The following is a 13165-nucleotide window of genomic DNA, read 5'->3' as shown; positions in this document are numbered from 1 at the left end:
AGTCGAGCCGGGCCGCTTCGAGCAGGGGCTCAGTGGCCGCCCTGCTCCTTGGCGCGCTTGTACGACTTCTCGATCTCGGCCTCGGCCTCGGCGCGACCGACCCAGTCGGCACCCTCGACCGACTTGCCCGGCTCCAGGTCCTTGTAGACCTCGAAGAAGTGCTGGATCTCCAGGCGGTCGAACTCGGACACGTGGTGGATGTCGCGCAGGTGCTCCATGCGCGGGTCCGTCGCCGGCACGCACAGCAGCTTGTCGTCGCCGCCGGCCTCGTCCGTCATGCGGAACATGCCGATGGCGCGGCACTTGATGAGGCAGCCCGGGAACGTCGGCTCGTCCAGGATGACGAGCGCGTCCAGCGGGTCGCCGTCCTCGCCGAGCGTGTTCTCGACGAAGCCGTAGTCCGTCGGGTAGGCGGTCGAGGTGAAGAGACGGCGGTCCAGGCGGATCCGACCGGTCTCGTGGTCGACCTCGTACTTGTTCCGCGACCCCTTCGGGATCTCGATGGTGACGTCGAACTCCACGGGTGGATCTCCTCCTGAATCAACACATGTCAATGCTCGCGACGACGCGCGGTGGTTAAGTGTCTCTCACGCACGCTCTTGATCGCGAAAGGGGCTGGTCATCACATGCCGGAGCCGAGAACCTGGCAGGTCGTGGCGGGCTCCGCCGTGCTCGGTCTGGCCCTGGCCGCCGGAGCGGTGGCCGTGGCCGGCCCGTGGGACTCCGGTCAGCGTAAGGCCGAGCGCGCCCGCGCGGTCACCGCCGACGCCCGAGGTGGCGCACATCACGCGGGCGCCCCCGCCGGCGCCGCCCCCGGCCGCCCCGCCCCGGCCCCCAGCGCCCAGGGCGTCCTGCGCGCCCTGAGCCCCGCCGTCGGCACCACCGGGACCACCCGGACGGGCGACGACCTCGCCGCCCTCCTCGTGCCCCTGCTCGCCGACCCCGGCCTCGGCCCGCTGCGCACCGCCTCCGTCGTCGACGCCGAGACCGGCCGCCCGCTGTACGCGGAGGGCGCCGGCACCCCCATGCCCCCCGCCTCCGTCGTCAAGATCGCCACCACCGCCGCCGCGCTCCGCGCCCTCGGCCCCGACCACCGCATCACCACCCGCACGGTCGCCACGCCCGACGGCCGCACCGTCACCCTCGTCGGCGGCGGCGACCCCACCCTCGACCCGGCCCGCCTGAAAGCCCTCGCCGACGCCACCGCCCGCGCCCTCAGGGCCCGCGGCACCGGCACGCCCACCGCCCCCGTGCGGCTGGCGTACGACACGAGCCTCTACCAGGGCCCCGCCCTGCACCCCATCGGCCCCAACGAGAACCTCGCCCCGCTCAGCGCCCTGATGACCGACGAGGCCCGCCTCGACCACAGCCGCAGCGGACCCGCGCCGCGCGCCGCCGACCCGGCCCGCGACACCGCCACCGCCTTCGCCGGCCTGCTCAAGGCCGCCGGCGTCACCGTCCAGGGCGCCCCCGGGCCCGGCCGCGCCCCCGGCGGACCGCAGGCCGCGCCCCTCGCCCGCACCGACTCCGCGCCCCTCGCCGACCTCGTCGAACGCACCCTGACCCACAGCGACAACGACCTCGCCGAGGCCCTCGCCCGGCAGACGGCCCTCGCCCGCCACCAGCCCGCCAGCGCCGACGGCGCGGGCAAGGCCGTCCACGACGAACTCGCCGCCCTGCGGCTCCCCCTCGCCGGCGCCCGATTCGCCGACGGCAGCGGCCTCGACCGGCGCGACCGGGTCTCCGCCGCCCTGCTCACCGGCATCCTCACCCGGGCGGCCGACCCGGCCCACCCCGAACTGCGGCCCGTCCTCACCGGACTGCCCGTCGGCGGCTTCAGCGGCACCCTCGCCGGCCGCTTCGGCGACGGCCCCGCCGCCTCCGGCGCCGGCCTCGTCCGCGCCAAGACCGGCACCCTCACCGGCGTCAACACCCTCGCCGGCACCGTCGTCACCGGCGACGGCCGGCTCCTCGCCTTCGCCTTCCTCGCCGGGCGCACGAGCTCCCCCGGCGCCGCCCAGCCGGCCCTCGACCGCCTCGGCGCCGCCCTGGCCCCGCGCCGCTGACCCCGCCCCGGCACGTCCCCCACCCGCCCCCGACCGCCCCCGGCCGGCCCCCGACCCGTCCCTGACCCGGGCGAATACTCGCCCGAACCCTCACCGAACGGGCGCCGAGAACGTACGGTTGACGCATGACGAGCATCGGTGGTGCAGGGACATCGGGGATGGTCGACTGGAACCTCGCCGTCGCGACGGCGACCCGGCTGGTCCGTCCGGGCCCGGAGGTGAGCCGGGAGGAGGCGCGCGACGTCGTCGCCGAACTCCGCAGACACGCCAAGGCCGCCGAGGAACACGTCCGGGCCTACACCCGGATGATCCCCGAGGACCGGCTCCCCGCCGACATCGCCGACACGCCCGTCCTCGTCGTCGACCGCGTCGGCTGGATCAAGGCCAATGTCGCCGGCTTCCGCGAACTCCTCACCCCGCTCCTCGACAAGATGAAGGAACGCCGCACCGGCACCACCGGCGGCGCCATGCTCAACGTCGTCGGCGGCAAGGTCACCGGCGTCGAACTCGGCATGCTGCTGTCCTTCCTGGCCTCCCGCATCCTCGGCCAGTACGAGACCTTCGCCCCCGCCACCCGCGAACTCCCCGCCGGCCGCGACGGCGGCGGCCGCCTCCTGCTCGTCGCCCCCAACATCGTCCACGTCGAACGCGAACTGGAGGTCGACCCGCACGACTTCCGGCTCTGGGTCTGCCTCCACGAGGAGACCCACCGCACCCAGTTCACCGCCGTCCCCTGGCTCCGCGACCACCTCCAGGGCGAGATCCAGTCCTTCCTCGCCGCCACCGACGTCGACCCCTCCACCGTCGTCGAACGCCTCCGCGAAGCCGCCCAGGCCCTCGCCGGCGGGAACCGCCCCGAAGGCGAACAGGGCGAACCCGCACCCAGCATCGTCGAACTCGTCCAGACCCCCGAACAGCGCGAGATCCTCGGCCGCCTCACCGCCGTCATGTCCCTCCTCGAAGGCCACGCCGACCACGTCATGGACGGCGTCGGACCCGACGTCGTGCCCTCCGTCGCCGAGATCCGCGAGAAGTTCCAGCAACGCCGCGCCCGCGGCGCCTCCCGCCTCGACCTCGCCCTGCGCAAACTCCTCGGCCTCGACGCCAAGCTCCGCCAGTACCGCGACGGCGAACGCTTCGTCACCGCCGTCGTCGACCAGGTCGGCATGGACGGCTTCAACCGCGTCTGGACCTCCCCCAACACCCTCCCCACCAAGGCCGAGATCGCCAGCCCCGCCGACTGGGTGGCGAGGGTGCACCGTAAGGCAGACTCATGAGACGGATGCGTCGCACGACGGAAGAACACCCCACCAATCACCCATCCGAGGGACCGTAAGCGGCGGGTGGGGCGTGCAATGCTCGGGTAACGGCCAGGTTCTGTCACCATCGACGCACTCTGGGTGACCGAACCCCCACTTCCGACCGTTAAGACTCCGACGAGGCACCCCACTCTCCACGAAGGGCACCGGACATGGGTCCCCATCCCGCGGTCGCGGCGATACGCCTGGCGGTCCGCCGCGTACTCCACGACGTCCTCACCGCGCACAACACCTCCCCGCACCCCGGCACGCCGGCCGACGCACACCCCCTCGTGCTCGTCGCCTGCTCCGGCGGCGCCGACTCCATGGCACTCGCCTCCGCACTCGCCTTCGAAGCCCGCAAGCTCCCCCTGCGCGCCGGCGGCATCACCGTCGACCACGGCCTCCAGCAGGGCTCCGACCAGCGCGCCCGCGAAGTCGCCGACCGCATGACCGCCCTCGGCCTCGACCCCGTCGAAGCCGTCGCCGTCACCGTCGGACGCGACGGCGGGCCCGAAGCCGCCGCCCGCGACGCCCGCTACGCCGCCCTCGACGCCGCCGCCGAACGCCACGGCGCCACCGCGATCCTGCTCGGCCACACCCGCGACGACCAGGCCGAAACCGTTCTCCTCGGCCTCGCCCGCGGCTCCGGCATCCGCAGCCTCTCCGGCATGGCCGCCGTCTCCGGCACCGCAGGCCGCTACCGCCGCCCCTTCCTGGAACTCGACCGCCAGACCGTGCGCAAGGCCTGCATCGCCCAGGAACTCGCCGTCTGGGACGACCCCCACAACGCCGACCCCGCCTACACCCGCAGCCGGCTCCGCCACGAAGGCCTCCCCGCCCTCGAAAAGGCCCTCGGCAAGGGCGTCGTCGAAGCCCTCGCCCGAACGGCCCAGCTCTCCCGCGACGACGCCGACGCCCTCGACGCCTGGGCCGCCGACGCCGAGACCGCCGTACGCGACGAAGCCGGCCGCCTCGAATGCGCCAAGCTCTTCGGCCTGCCCCCCGCCGTACGCCGCCGCGTCCTGCGCCGGGCCGTCATCGCCGAGGGCGCCCCGGCCGGCTCCCTCTTCGCCCGGCACATCGAAGAAGTCGACCGACTCGTCACCGGCTGGCGCGGTCAGGGAGCCATCAACCTGCCCGGACGCGTCGAGGCACTGCGACAGGGTGGCAGACTGGTCATTCGGCAAGGCTGACCGCAAAGTCGCAAGCTGCAACGAAAGTGACCCGGGTGAACGAGAAGGACATGGGCACCGACCTCCAGTCGGTGCTCATCACCAAGGAAGAGATCGACGCGAAGCTCGCCGAGCTCGCCGCGAAGATCGACGCGGAGTACGCGGGCAAGGACCTGCTCATCGTGGGCGTCCTCAAGGGCGCCGTGATGGTGATGGCGGACCTGGCGCGTGCCCTGTCCTCCCCCGTCACCATGGACTGGATGGCCGTCTCCTCCTACGGCGCCGGCACCCAGTCCTCCGGCGTGGTCCGCATCCTCAAGGACCTCGACACCGACATCAAGGGCAGGCACGTCCTGATCGTCGAGGACATCATCGACTCGGGCCTGACCCTGTCCTGGCTCCTGTCCAACCTCGGCTCCCGTGAGCCGGCCTCCCTCGAGGTCGTCACCCTCCTGCGCAAGCCGGAGGCCGCCAAGGTCGCCATCGACGTCAAGTGGATCGGCTTCGACATCCCCAACGAGTTCGTCGTGGGATACGGCCTGGACTACGCCGAGAAGTACCGCAACCTCCCCTTCGTCGGCACCCTCGCCCCGCACGTCTACGGCGGCTGAGGACCCCCCTTCGCAGGGACTCCCCCAGGGGAACCCGCGCCGTCTTCCCTCCGTTGAACCAAGCAGAAGCGAGGGAGGACGGCCGCAGGCGCCCATGCTGGGGTACCGTCCGAAGAACAGCTTTTTCATACCGCAGCTACTCACAGCAGCACTCACCTACGGGCAGGAGGGACGGGGCGGCAAGTGCGCCCCGTATGGATGGACGTGAAGCGATACTTCCGTGGGCCGGTCATGTGGATCGTGCTGGCCGTCCTCGCCGTGGTCGTGCTGATGCAGGTCGTCGGCTCGTCCGAGGGCTACAAGACGGTGGACACCGGCAAGGTCGTCCAGGCGATCGACAAGAACCAGGTCAAATCCGCACAGCTCACCACCGGTGACGAGCAGGTCGTCAAGATCACGCTGGTCGACGGCCAGAAGATCGACAAGAGCGGCAAGGTCCAGGCCAGCTACATCGGCACCCAGGGCGCCGACCTGGCCGACAAGCTGCAGGAGAAGTTCGAGGCCGGACAGATCGAGGGCGGCTACACCGTCTCCCCGACGAAGCAGTCCCCCTTCATCTCGGTCCTCCTCTCCCTGCTGCCCTTCGTCCTCATCGTGGTCGTCTTCCTCTTCCTGATGAACCAGATGCAGGGCGGCGGCTCCCGCGTCATGAACTTCGGGAAGTCCAAGGCGAAGCTCATCACCAAGGACACCCCCAAGACGACCTTCGCCGACGTCGCGGGCTCCGACGAGGCGGTCGAGGAACTCCACGAGATCAAGGAATTCCTCCAGGAGCCGGCCAAGTTCCAGGCCGTCGGCGCCAAGATCCCCAAGGGCGTGCTGCTGTACGGCCCGCCCGGAACCGGCAAGACCCTCCTGGCCCGCGCCGTCGCCGGCGAGGCCGGAGTGCCGTTCTACTCGATCTCCGGCTCCGACTTCGTCGAGATGTTCGTCGGCGTCGGCGCCAGCCGCGTCCGCGACCTCTTCGAGCAGGCCAAGGCCAACGCCCCGGCCATCGTCTTCGTCGACGAGATCGACGCGGTCGGCCGCCACCGCGGCGCCGGCCTCGGCGGCGGACACGACGAGCGCGAGCAGACCCTCAACCAGCTGCTCGTCGAGATGGACGGCTTCGACGTCAAGGGCGGCGTCATCCTGATCGCCGCCACCAACCGGCCCGACATCCTCGACCCGGCCCTCCTGCGCCCCGGCCGCTTCGACCGGCAGATCGCCGTCGACCGCCCGGACATGCAGGGCCGCCTGGAGATCCTCAAGGTCCACCAGAAGGGCAAGCCGGTCGCCCCGGACGTCGACCTCGGCGCCGTCGCCCGCCGCACCCCCGGCTTCACCGGTGCCGACCTCTCCAACGTCCTCAACGAGGCGGCGCTCCTCACCGCCCGCTCGGACAAGAAGCTGATCGACAACAAGGCGCTCGACGAGGCCATCGACCGCGTCGTCGCCGGTCCGCAGAAGCGGACCCGGATCATGTCGGACAAGGAAAAGAAGATCACCGCGTACCACGAGGGCGGTCACGCCCTGGTCGCGGCGGCCTCGCCGAACTCCGACCCGGTCCACAAGATCACCATCCTGTCCCGCGGCCGGGCCCTGGGCTACACCATGGTCCTGCCCGACGAGGACAAGTACTCGACCACCCGCAACGAGATGCTCGACCAGCTCGCCTACATGCTGGGCGGGCGCGCCGCCGAGGAACTGGTCTTCCACGACCCGACCACCGGCGCTGCCAACGACATCGAGAAGGCCACCGCCACGGCCCGCGCGATGGTCACCCAGTACGGCATGACGGAGCGGCTCGGCGCCATCAAGTTCGGCGGCGACAACACCGAGCCCTTCCTCGGCCGCGAGATGGCGCACCAGCGCGACTACTCCGAAGAGGTCGCCGCGCTGGTCGACGAAGAGGTCAAGAAGCTCATCGAGACCGCGCACAACGAGGCGTGGGAGATCCTCGTCGAGAACCGTGACGTCCTCGACAACCTGGTCCTGGCCCTCCTGGAGAAGGAGACCCTGGGCAAGGAGGAGATCGCCGAGATCTTCGCCCCGATCGTCAAGCGCCCGGCCCGCCCGGCCTGGACCGGCTCGGCCCGCCGCACGCCGTCCACCCGCCCGCCGGTCCTGTCCCCGAAGGAGCTGGCCCTGACCAACAGCGCCAACGGCTCCTCGGCGGCCGGCACCCCGGTCGACACCACCAAGTCGCTCGAGGTCGCCCCGGAGGACACCCCGGAGCCGTAGGCTCCGGCAGCCCGGAATGGAAGCGGCGCCCCCACAGGTTCTAGCCTGTGGGGGCGCGGCCTTTTTCGCGCCTAGTCAGACAGACGGAACGAGGCACAGATGACCGACCCGGTGACGCTGGACGGCGAGGGCACGATCGGCGTTTTCGACGAGAAGCGCGCCGAGAACGCCGTACGGGAGCTCCTCATCGCGGTCGGTGAGGACCCGGACCGCGAGGGGCTGCGGGAGACGCCGGCGCGCGTCGCGCGGGCGTACAAGGAGCTCTTCGCGGGTCTGTGGCAGAAGCCGGAGGACGTCCTGACGACGACGTTCGACCTCGGGCACGACGAGATGGTCCTGGTGAAGGACATCGAACTGACATCGCAGTGCGAACACCATTTGCTCCCGTTCCATGGCGTAGCGCACATCGGTTACATTCCGGCCGAAACGGGCAAGATCACCGGTCTGTCGAAGCTGGCCCGTCTGGTCGACGTCTTCGCCCGCCGTCCGCAGGTGCAGGAGCGTCTGACGACGCAGATCGCCGACTCGCTGATGAGGATCCTCGACGCGCGTGGCGCGATCGTCGTGATCGAGGCCGAGCACATGTGCATGGCGCTGCGCGGCGTCCGCAAGCCCGGCGCGAAGACGACCACCTCGGCGGTGCGCGGACAGCTCCGTGACGCCACCACGCGCGCCGAGGCGATGTCCCTGATACTGGCCCGCTAGCCGGCCCCGCTCCATGAGGATGGCCCCCCGATCACGGATCGGGGGGCCATCCTCATGCGCGGCTCAGGACACGGCTCAGGAGACCGGCGCGTGGCCCTGGCCCTGGCCGTTGTGGTTGCCCGTGCTGTCGGGGTCTTCGGGGAGTTTGCAGACGCGCTCCAGGAAGAGGGCGGCGGCGATGACGGCGATGCCCGCGAGGACCGAGAAGCCGGCGTAGATGGCCTGGTCGCGTCGGGCGGGGATGTCGAGGGAGCCGAGGAGGAAGACGCCGGTGCCGCCGTACATGCCGGCGACGAGGGCGGCAACGAGGGCGCTGGCCTGGCCGAAGACGACGGCGCGGGCGGCCATGAGGGGCTCGACGCCCTTGGCGCCGGGGCGGCGCTCGCGCTGGGCCTTGAGGCGGGCGCGCAGCGAGAGGGCCGTGGCGGTGAGGACGGCGGCGATGACGGCGAGCACGATGGGGGCGGCGAGCGGCACGCTGGGGAGCGTGCCGAGCGCGTCCCAGAGGCGGGCGGCGCCCCAGGAGAGGACGCCGGCGCCGATGAACAGACCGGCGAGCACCTTCAGCCGCAGTTGTTTCACCGGGTGTCCTTCGTCGCGTGGGGGGTGGGCGGTCTCTGACGAGACTAACGACTACTCGGGCAGCCGCAGTTCCAGGTCGGCGCGTGCCGTGAGGCCGTCCTGGCCGACGGCGGCGAGGAGGTCGGCGACGGTGCCCTGGCCGGGGATGGTGGCCTCGGGGTCGATGTCGTGCCAGGGGGCGAGGACGAAGGCGCGCTGGTGGGCGCGGGGGTGCGGCAGGGTGAGGACGGGGTCGTCGGAGACGACGTCGGCGTACGTGATGATGTCGACGTCGATGGTGCGGGCGCCCCAGCGCTCGTCGCGGACGCGGTGGAAGGCCTCCTCGACGGCGTGGGCGCGCTCCAGGAGGGAGGAGGGCGGCAGCGTGGTCTTCACGAGGGCGACGGCGTTGAGGTACGAGGGCTGGGTGCCCGGCTCGACGCCCCAGGGCTCGGTCTCGTAGACGGGGGAGACGGCCTTGACGCGGAGGCCGGGGGTGTCGCCGAGGGCGTCGATGGCGCCCTGGAGGTTCTCCAGGCGGTTGCCGAGGTTGGCGCCGAGGGCGAGGACGGCCCATTTGGGGTTGGAGAGGGTGACGTCGGCGGCGTCGACGGCCGCGGTGACGGCGGCGGGGACGGGCTGCACGGTGGGGTCGCTGTGCTGGGGCTTCATGCGCGGCTCCGGGTGATGGTGACGGTCACGTCGTCGAAGGGGACGGTGATCGGCGCGTCCGGCTTGTGGACGACGACCTCCACCTCCTGGACGCCGGCGTGCTTGAGGCACTGCTGGGCGATGCGCTCGGCGAGCGTCTCGATCAGGTCGACGGGCTCGCCCTGGACGACGTCCACGACCTCTTCGGCGACGATGCCGTAGTGGACGGTCTTCGTCAGGTCGTCGTCGGCGGCCGCGGGGCGGGTGTCGAGGCCGAGGGTGAGGTCGACGATGAACGTCTGGCCTTCCTCGCGCTCCTTGGGGAAGACGCCGTGGTGTCCTCGGGCCTTGAGGCCGCGCAGCGCGACACGATCCACGCGAATCACTCCTGCTGTCGTAGTTCGGGTGGCCACGCAGCCGGGTGCGGACGGCCGGGTGTCCACCATCGAATCTACCTGCGGGGTCCGACAGCCGGGTCGGCGCCCGGGGGGTGTCCGGGTTGGGGGCGGTTCAGTCCGTGCCCTCGCCGTCGTCCGTTCCGTCGTTTTCGGGGATGACGGGGGAGCCGTGGTGGGACCACACCTTCCACCCTTCCGGCGTGCGGCGGAACACGTTGGTGGCGACGACGAGCTGGCCGACGAGGGGGCCGAGCTCGGCGCCGTCCTCGGCGGGTCCGCCGCTGAGGATGTTCTCGGTGCACGTGACGAGGGCCACGTCGCCGGCGAGGGAGATCTCGACGTCGGTCAGGAAGAACTGGATGTAGTCGGTGTTCGCCATGATCAGGGCGTACGAGCGCAGGACGTCGCCGCGGCCGCTGAGGACGGGCCAGCCGGGGTGGACGCAGGAGACGGGGGTGGCGCCGTCGTCGAGCCAGAGGTCGGTGATGGTGTCGAAGTCGCCCTGTTCCATCGCCTCGTAGAAGGCGGTGTTGGCGGCTTCGACGGCGGCCTCGTCGCTGCCGCGGGGGTGGTCGGGGGAGTCGGCGGGGGTCACCTGGCTCCTTCGACGGCTCTGGCGACGCGTACGGCGTCGGCGGTGGCGCGGACCTCGTGGACGCGGACGGCCCAGGCGCCTTCGTGGGCGGCGAGGGCGGAGACGGCGGCGGTGGCGGCGTCGCGTTCGCGGGCGGGCGGCGGGGTGGCGCCGGGTTCGCGGGTGAGGACGTGGCCGAGGAAGCGCTTGCGGGAGGCGGCGACGAGGAGGGGGCGGCCGAGGGCGCGGAGCTCGGGGAGGTGGGCGACGAGCGCGAGGTCGTGCGGGGCGAGCTTGGCGAAGCCGAGGCCGGGGTCGACGACGAGGCGTTCGGGGGCGATGCCGCCGTCGATGACGGCTTCCATGCGGGTGCGGAGTTCGCGGACGACTTCGCCGACGACGTCGTCGTAGACGGCGAGGCTGTTCATGTTGTCGCTGAAGCCGCGCCAGTGCATGACGACGAAGGGGACTTCGGCGGCGGCGACGGCGGGGACCATCTGCGGGTCGGCGAGGCCGCCGCTGACGTCGTTGACGAGTGCGGCGCCGGCGGCGACGGCCCGGGCGGCGACGGTGGCGCGCATGGTGTCGACGGAGACGGTGACGCCTTCGGCGGCGAGGCCGCGGACGACGGGGATGACGCGGCGGAGTTCCTCGTCCTCGTCGACGCGGCTGGCGCCGGGGCGGGTGGACTCGCCGCCGACGTCGACGAGGTCGGCGCCCTCGGCGACGAGGTCGAGGCCGTGTTTGACGGCGGCCGTGGTGTCGAACCAGCGGCCGCCGTCGGAGAAGGAGTCGGGGGTCACGTTGACCACGCCCATGACCGCGCAGCGGTCCCACTCCGGCAGGCCGAGCGCCGTGCCCCGGTCGATCGTCGTACTCATGCCTCCAGCGTAGGGCCCGGTCGGCGGACCGGGGCTGGGCGGGCCCTGCGGGCTCAGGCGGCGTGGGCCTCGTGGTCGGGCTTGGCGGGGGTGATGTGGCTGCAGGGGCGGGGTTCGGCGGTGCGCCGGCGGCGGGTGAAGGGGCGGGGCAGGGTGACGTTCACGAAGCCCTCGGCCTGCATGATGGCGAAGCCGATGCGGGGCAGGTCGCCGCTCTTGCGGTAGACGAGGAAGCGGGGCTCCCAGCGGGGCTGGAACTTGGCGTTGAACTTGTAGAGCGACTCGATCTGGAACCAGCGGGAGAGGAAGACGAGCAGTCCGCGCCAGAGCCGCAGGACGGGGCCGGCGCCGATCTTCTCGCCGCGGGCGAGGGCGGCGCGGAACATGGCGAAGTTGAGGGAGATCCGCTCGATGCCGACGCGGGGGGCGTTCTGCAGGGCGGCGACGATGAGGAGCTCGTTCATGCCGGGGTCGGCGCTGCGGTCGCGGCGCATGAGTTCGAGCGACATGCCGTCGGTGCCCCACGGGACGAAGTGGAGGATCGCCTTCAGGTCGCCGTAGGGGGAGACGGTGCCGGTGGGATCGTCGGGATCCTCTTTGTGGGCGGTCGCTATCACCGCTTCGCCGTCGCCGGGGCCGCCGATGCGGCCGAGGGCCATGGAGAAGCCGCGCTCGGTGTCGGTGCCGCGCCAGTCCTCGGACGCGCGGCGGACCCGCTCCAGTTCGCCGTCGCTGAGGTCGCTGACGCGGCGGACCTTGGTGGTGTAGCCGTTGCGTTCGATGCGCTTGACCATCTGGCGGACGTTGCGCATGGCGCGGCCGGAGAGGGAGAAGTCGGCGACGTCGACGATGGCCTCGTCGCCGAGTTCGAGGGCGTCGAGTCCGGTCTCGCGGGTCCAGACCTGGCCGCCGGTCTCGGAGCAGCCGACGACGGCGGGGGTCCAGGAGTGGGCCTTGGCCTCGTCCATGAAGCGTTCGATGGCGCCGGGCCAGGCTTCCACGTCGCCGATGGGGTCGCCGCTGGCGAGCATGACGCCGGAGACGACGCGGTAGCAGACGGCGGCCTTGCCGCTGGGGGAGAAGACGACGCCCTTGTCGCGGCGGAGCGCGAAGTGGCCGAGGGAGTCGCGGGCGCCGTGCTTGGCGAGCAGTTCGCGCAGCCGGGCCTCGTCGTCCTCGGTGAGCCGGGCGGCCGGGTGCTCGGGCCGGAAGGCGAGGTAGATGGTGGTGAGGGCGGTCAGCATGCCGAGGGCGCCGAGGGAGTAGCCGACGGTCCAGCCGGTGTTGCCGGTGTAGTCGACGGGGCCTTCCATGCCGAACAGTCCGTAGAGGACGTGTTCGAGGCGGTCGGTGAGGCTGGGGCTGCCGATGACGCGGCGCGGGTGGGCGCTGACGATGACGAGGCCGAGGGCGAGGGAGCCGGCGCCCATGAGGACGAAGTTGGCCAGGGCGCGCCAGCGGCTGCGCGGGTCGGGCAGGGCGGCGAACTGGTCCCGGTGCCGTACGAGGAGGGTGAGCAGCCCGAGGGAGAGCACGGCGCCGGTGACGGAGTGGCGCCAGGTGAGCTGGGCCACCGCGCCGATCGGCAGGAGCACGACGGCGGCGCGCCAGGCGCGGCGCTTGTTGCGCTTGAGGCCGTGGGCGAGGAGCAGGAGCAGGACGCCGGCGCTGAGCGAGAGGGCCGCGGAGAGCGGTCCGAGGGTGCCGGGGAGGACCTCGGCGGCGGCGTGCATCTTGCTGGCGCGGAACCGCGGCAGGACTCCGGCGGCGACGTCGACCAGGCCGATCACCGCGCCGGCCGTGCCGACGAGGGCCGGGACCCTCTCGGCTCGGGGTCCGCGCAGAATCCGGCGTACACGATCCGGAACCGATCCGGACTTGTCCCCATCTACCGTGACAGACATCGCTTCCCGTGCTTCCCGTGGTTCCGCGAGAGATCGTTGATCCGGAGGGCCGCGCGGCTGTTATCGGGCCGTTCCGGAGGTTTGCGCCTTCTAGGACGGAGCAGCGATGGGGCGGGTT

The 13165-nt window shown here is 72.0% G+C and carries 13 protein-coding genes; 6 read left to right on the top strand and 7 right to left on the bottom strand.

The genetic code is table 11. From position 1 onward, the window contains the following. Positions 1-29: 29 nt before the first annotated feature. Positions 30-521, bottom strand: coding sequence for an inorganic diphosphatase (locus ACFYU9_RS21025; RefSeq protein ID WP_389211347.1), 492 nt, complete (start codon positions 519-521; stop codon positions 30-32). 105 nt (positions 522-626) lie between these two features. Here ACFYU9_RS21025 and dacB point away from each other — a divergent pair, with 105 nt between their 5' ends. From dacB to folE, 6 genes are all read left to right on the top strand, one after another. Beyond that, positions 627-2066 (top strand): D-alanyl-D-alanine carboxypeptidase/D-alanyl-D-alanine-endopeptidase, encoded by a 1440-nt coding sequence (dacB, locus tag ACFYU9_RS21020; protein ID WP_389211349.1) that lies wholly within the window; start codon positions 627-629, stop codon positions 2064-2066. Positions 2067-2191: 125 nt separating this feature from the next. Further along, positions 2192-3343: a zinc-dependent metalloprotease gene (locus tag ACFYU9_RS21015; protein ID WP_389211350.1), complete on the top strand. Its 1152-nt coding sequence runs from the start codon at positions 2192-2194 to the stop codon at positions 3341-3343. 194 nt (positions 3344-3537) lie between these two features. Next, positions 3538-4560, top strand: a complete 1023-nt coding sequence (tilS, locus tag ACFYU9_RS21010) for a tRNA lysidine(34) synthetase TilS (RefSeq protein WP_389345683.1) — start codon at positions 3538-3540, stop codon at positions 4558-4560. Positions 4561-4610: 50 nt separating this feature from the next. After that, positions 4611-5150: a hypoxanthine phosphoribosyltransferase gene (gene hpt, locus ACFYU9_RS21005; protein ID WP_389211517.1), complete on the top strand. Its 540-nt coding sequence runs from the start codon at positions 4611-4613 to the stop codon at positions 5148-5150. Between the two features lie 198 nt (positions 5151-5348). Then, entirely contained in the window at positions 5349-7373 is a 2025-nt protein-coding gene (gene ftsH / locus ACFYU9_RS21000; protein WP_389345682.1) for an ATP-dependent zinc metalloprotease FtsH, read from the top strand. Positions 7374-7472: 99 nt separating this feature from the next. Continuing rightward, on the top strand, positions 7473-8078 hold the full coding sequence (gene folE / locus ACFYU9_RS20995) for a GTP cyclohydrolase I FolE (protein ID WP_389211357.1): 606 nt from the start codon (positions 7473-7475) through the stop codon (positions 8076-8078). A gap of 75 nt (positions 8079-8153) precedes the next feature. Here folE and ACFYU9_RS20990 read toward each other — a convergent pair whose 3' ends face one another. From ACFYU9_RS20990 to ACFYU9_RS20965, 6 genes are all read right to left on the bottom strand, one after another. Further along, a complete protein-coding gene (locus ACFYU9_RS20990) occupies positions 8154-8660 on the bottom strand; it encodes a DUF3180 domain-containing protein (protein ID WP_389211359.1) in 507 nt (168 codons plus the stop codon). 51 nt (positions 8661-8711) lie between these two features. After that, complete coding sequence (gene folK / locus ACFYU9_RS20985; RefSeq protein WP_389345681.1) at positions 8712-9311, bottom strand: 2-amino-4-hydroxy-6-hydroxymethyldihydropteridine diphosphokinase; 600 nt, start codon at positions 9309-9311, stop codon at positions 8712-8714. Beyond that, a complete protein-coding gene (gene folB / locus ACFYU9_RS20980) occupies positions 9308-9667 on the bottom strand; it encodes a dihydroneopterin aldolase (protein ID WP_362536891.1) in 360 nt (119 codons plus the stop codon). The genes folK and folB overlap by 4 nt, the downstream gene beginning before the upstream one ends. Positions 9668-9800: 133 nt before the next feature. Continuing rightward, entirely contained in the window at positions 9801-10283 is a 483-nt protein-coding gene (locus ACFYU9_RS20975) for a nuclear transport factor 2 family protein (RefSeq protein WP_389211363.1), read from the bottom strand. Continuing rightward, positions 10280-11143 carry a dihydropteroate synthase gene (gene folP, locus ACFYU9_RS20970; protein WP_389211365.1) on the bottom strand — a complete coding sequence of 288 codons (864 nt, stop codon included), beginning with the start codon at positions 11141-11143 and terminating at the stop codon, positions 10280-10282. The genes ACFYU9_RS20975 and folP overlap by 4 nt, the downstream gene beginning before the upstream one ends. Before the next feature lie 53 nt (positions 11144-11196). Continuing rightward, entirely contained in the window at positions 11197-13047 is a 1851-nt protein-coding gene (locus ACFYU9_RS20965; RefSeq protein ID WP_389211367.1) for a phosphatidylglycerol lysyltransferase domain-containing protein, read from the bottom strand. Positions 13048-13165: the final 118 nt, after the last annotated feature.

The sequence above is a fragment of the Streptomyces sp. NPDC004327 genome (genome assembly GCF_042873935.1).
Classification (GTDB): domain Bacteria; phylum Actinomycetota; class Actinomycetes; order Streptomycetales; family Streptomycetaceae; genus Streptomyces.
Note: the sequence above shows the minus strand (reverse complement) of the source record. Positions and strands in the feature narration are given on the sequence as shown.

Bases quoted from the DNA above. Each gene is read 5' to 3' on its own strand.
- folK (WP_389345681.1), bottom strand. From the start codon at position 9,311: ATGAAGCCCCAGCACAGCGACCCCACCGTGCAGCCCGTCCCCGCCGCC.
- ACFYU9_RS20965 (WP_389211367.1), bottom strand. From the start codon at position 13,047: ATGTCTGTCACGGTAGATGGGGACAAGTCCGGATCGGTTCCGGATCGT.
- folE (WP_389211357.1), top strand. From the start codon at position 7,473: ATGACCGACCCGGTGACGCTGGACGGCGAGGGCACGATCGGCGTTTTC.
- folP (WP_389211365.1), bottom strand. From the start codon at position 11,143: ATGAGTACGACGATCGACCGGGGCACGGCGCTCGGCCTGCCGGAGTGG.
- hpt (WP_389211517.1), top strand. From the start codon at position 4,611: ATGGGCACCGACCTCCAGTCGGTGCTCATCACCAAGGAAGAGATCGAC.
- ftsH (WP_389345682.1), top strand. From the start codon at position 5,349: ATGGACGTGAAGCGATACTTCCGTGGGCCGGTCATGTGGATCGTGCTG.
- ACFYU9_RS21015 (WP_389211350.1), top strand. From the start codon at position 2,192: ATGACGAGCATCGGTGGTGCAGGGACATCGGGGATGGTCGACTGGAAC.
- dacB (WP_389211349.1), top strand. From the start codon at position 627: ATGCCGGAGCCGAGAACCTGGCAGGTCGTGGCGGGCTCCGCCGTGCTC.
- tilS (WP_389345683.1), top strand. From the start codon at position 3,538: ATGGGTCCCCATCCCGCGGTCGCGGCGATACGCCTGGCGGTCCGCCGC.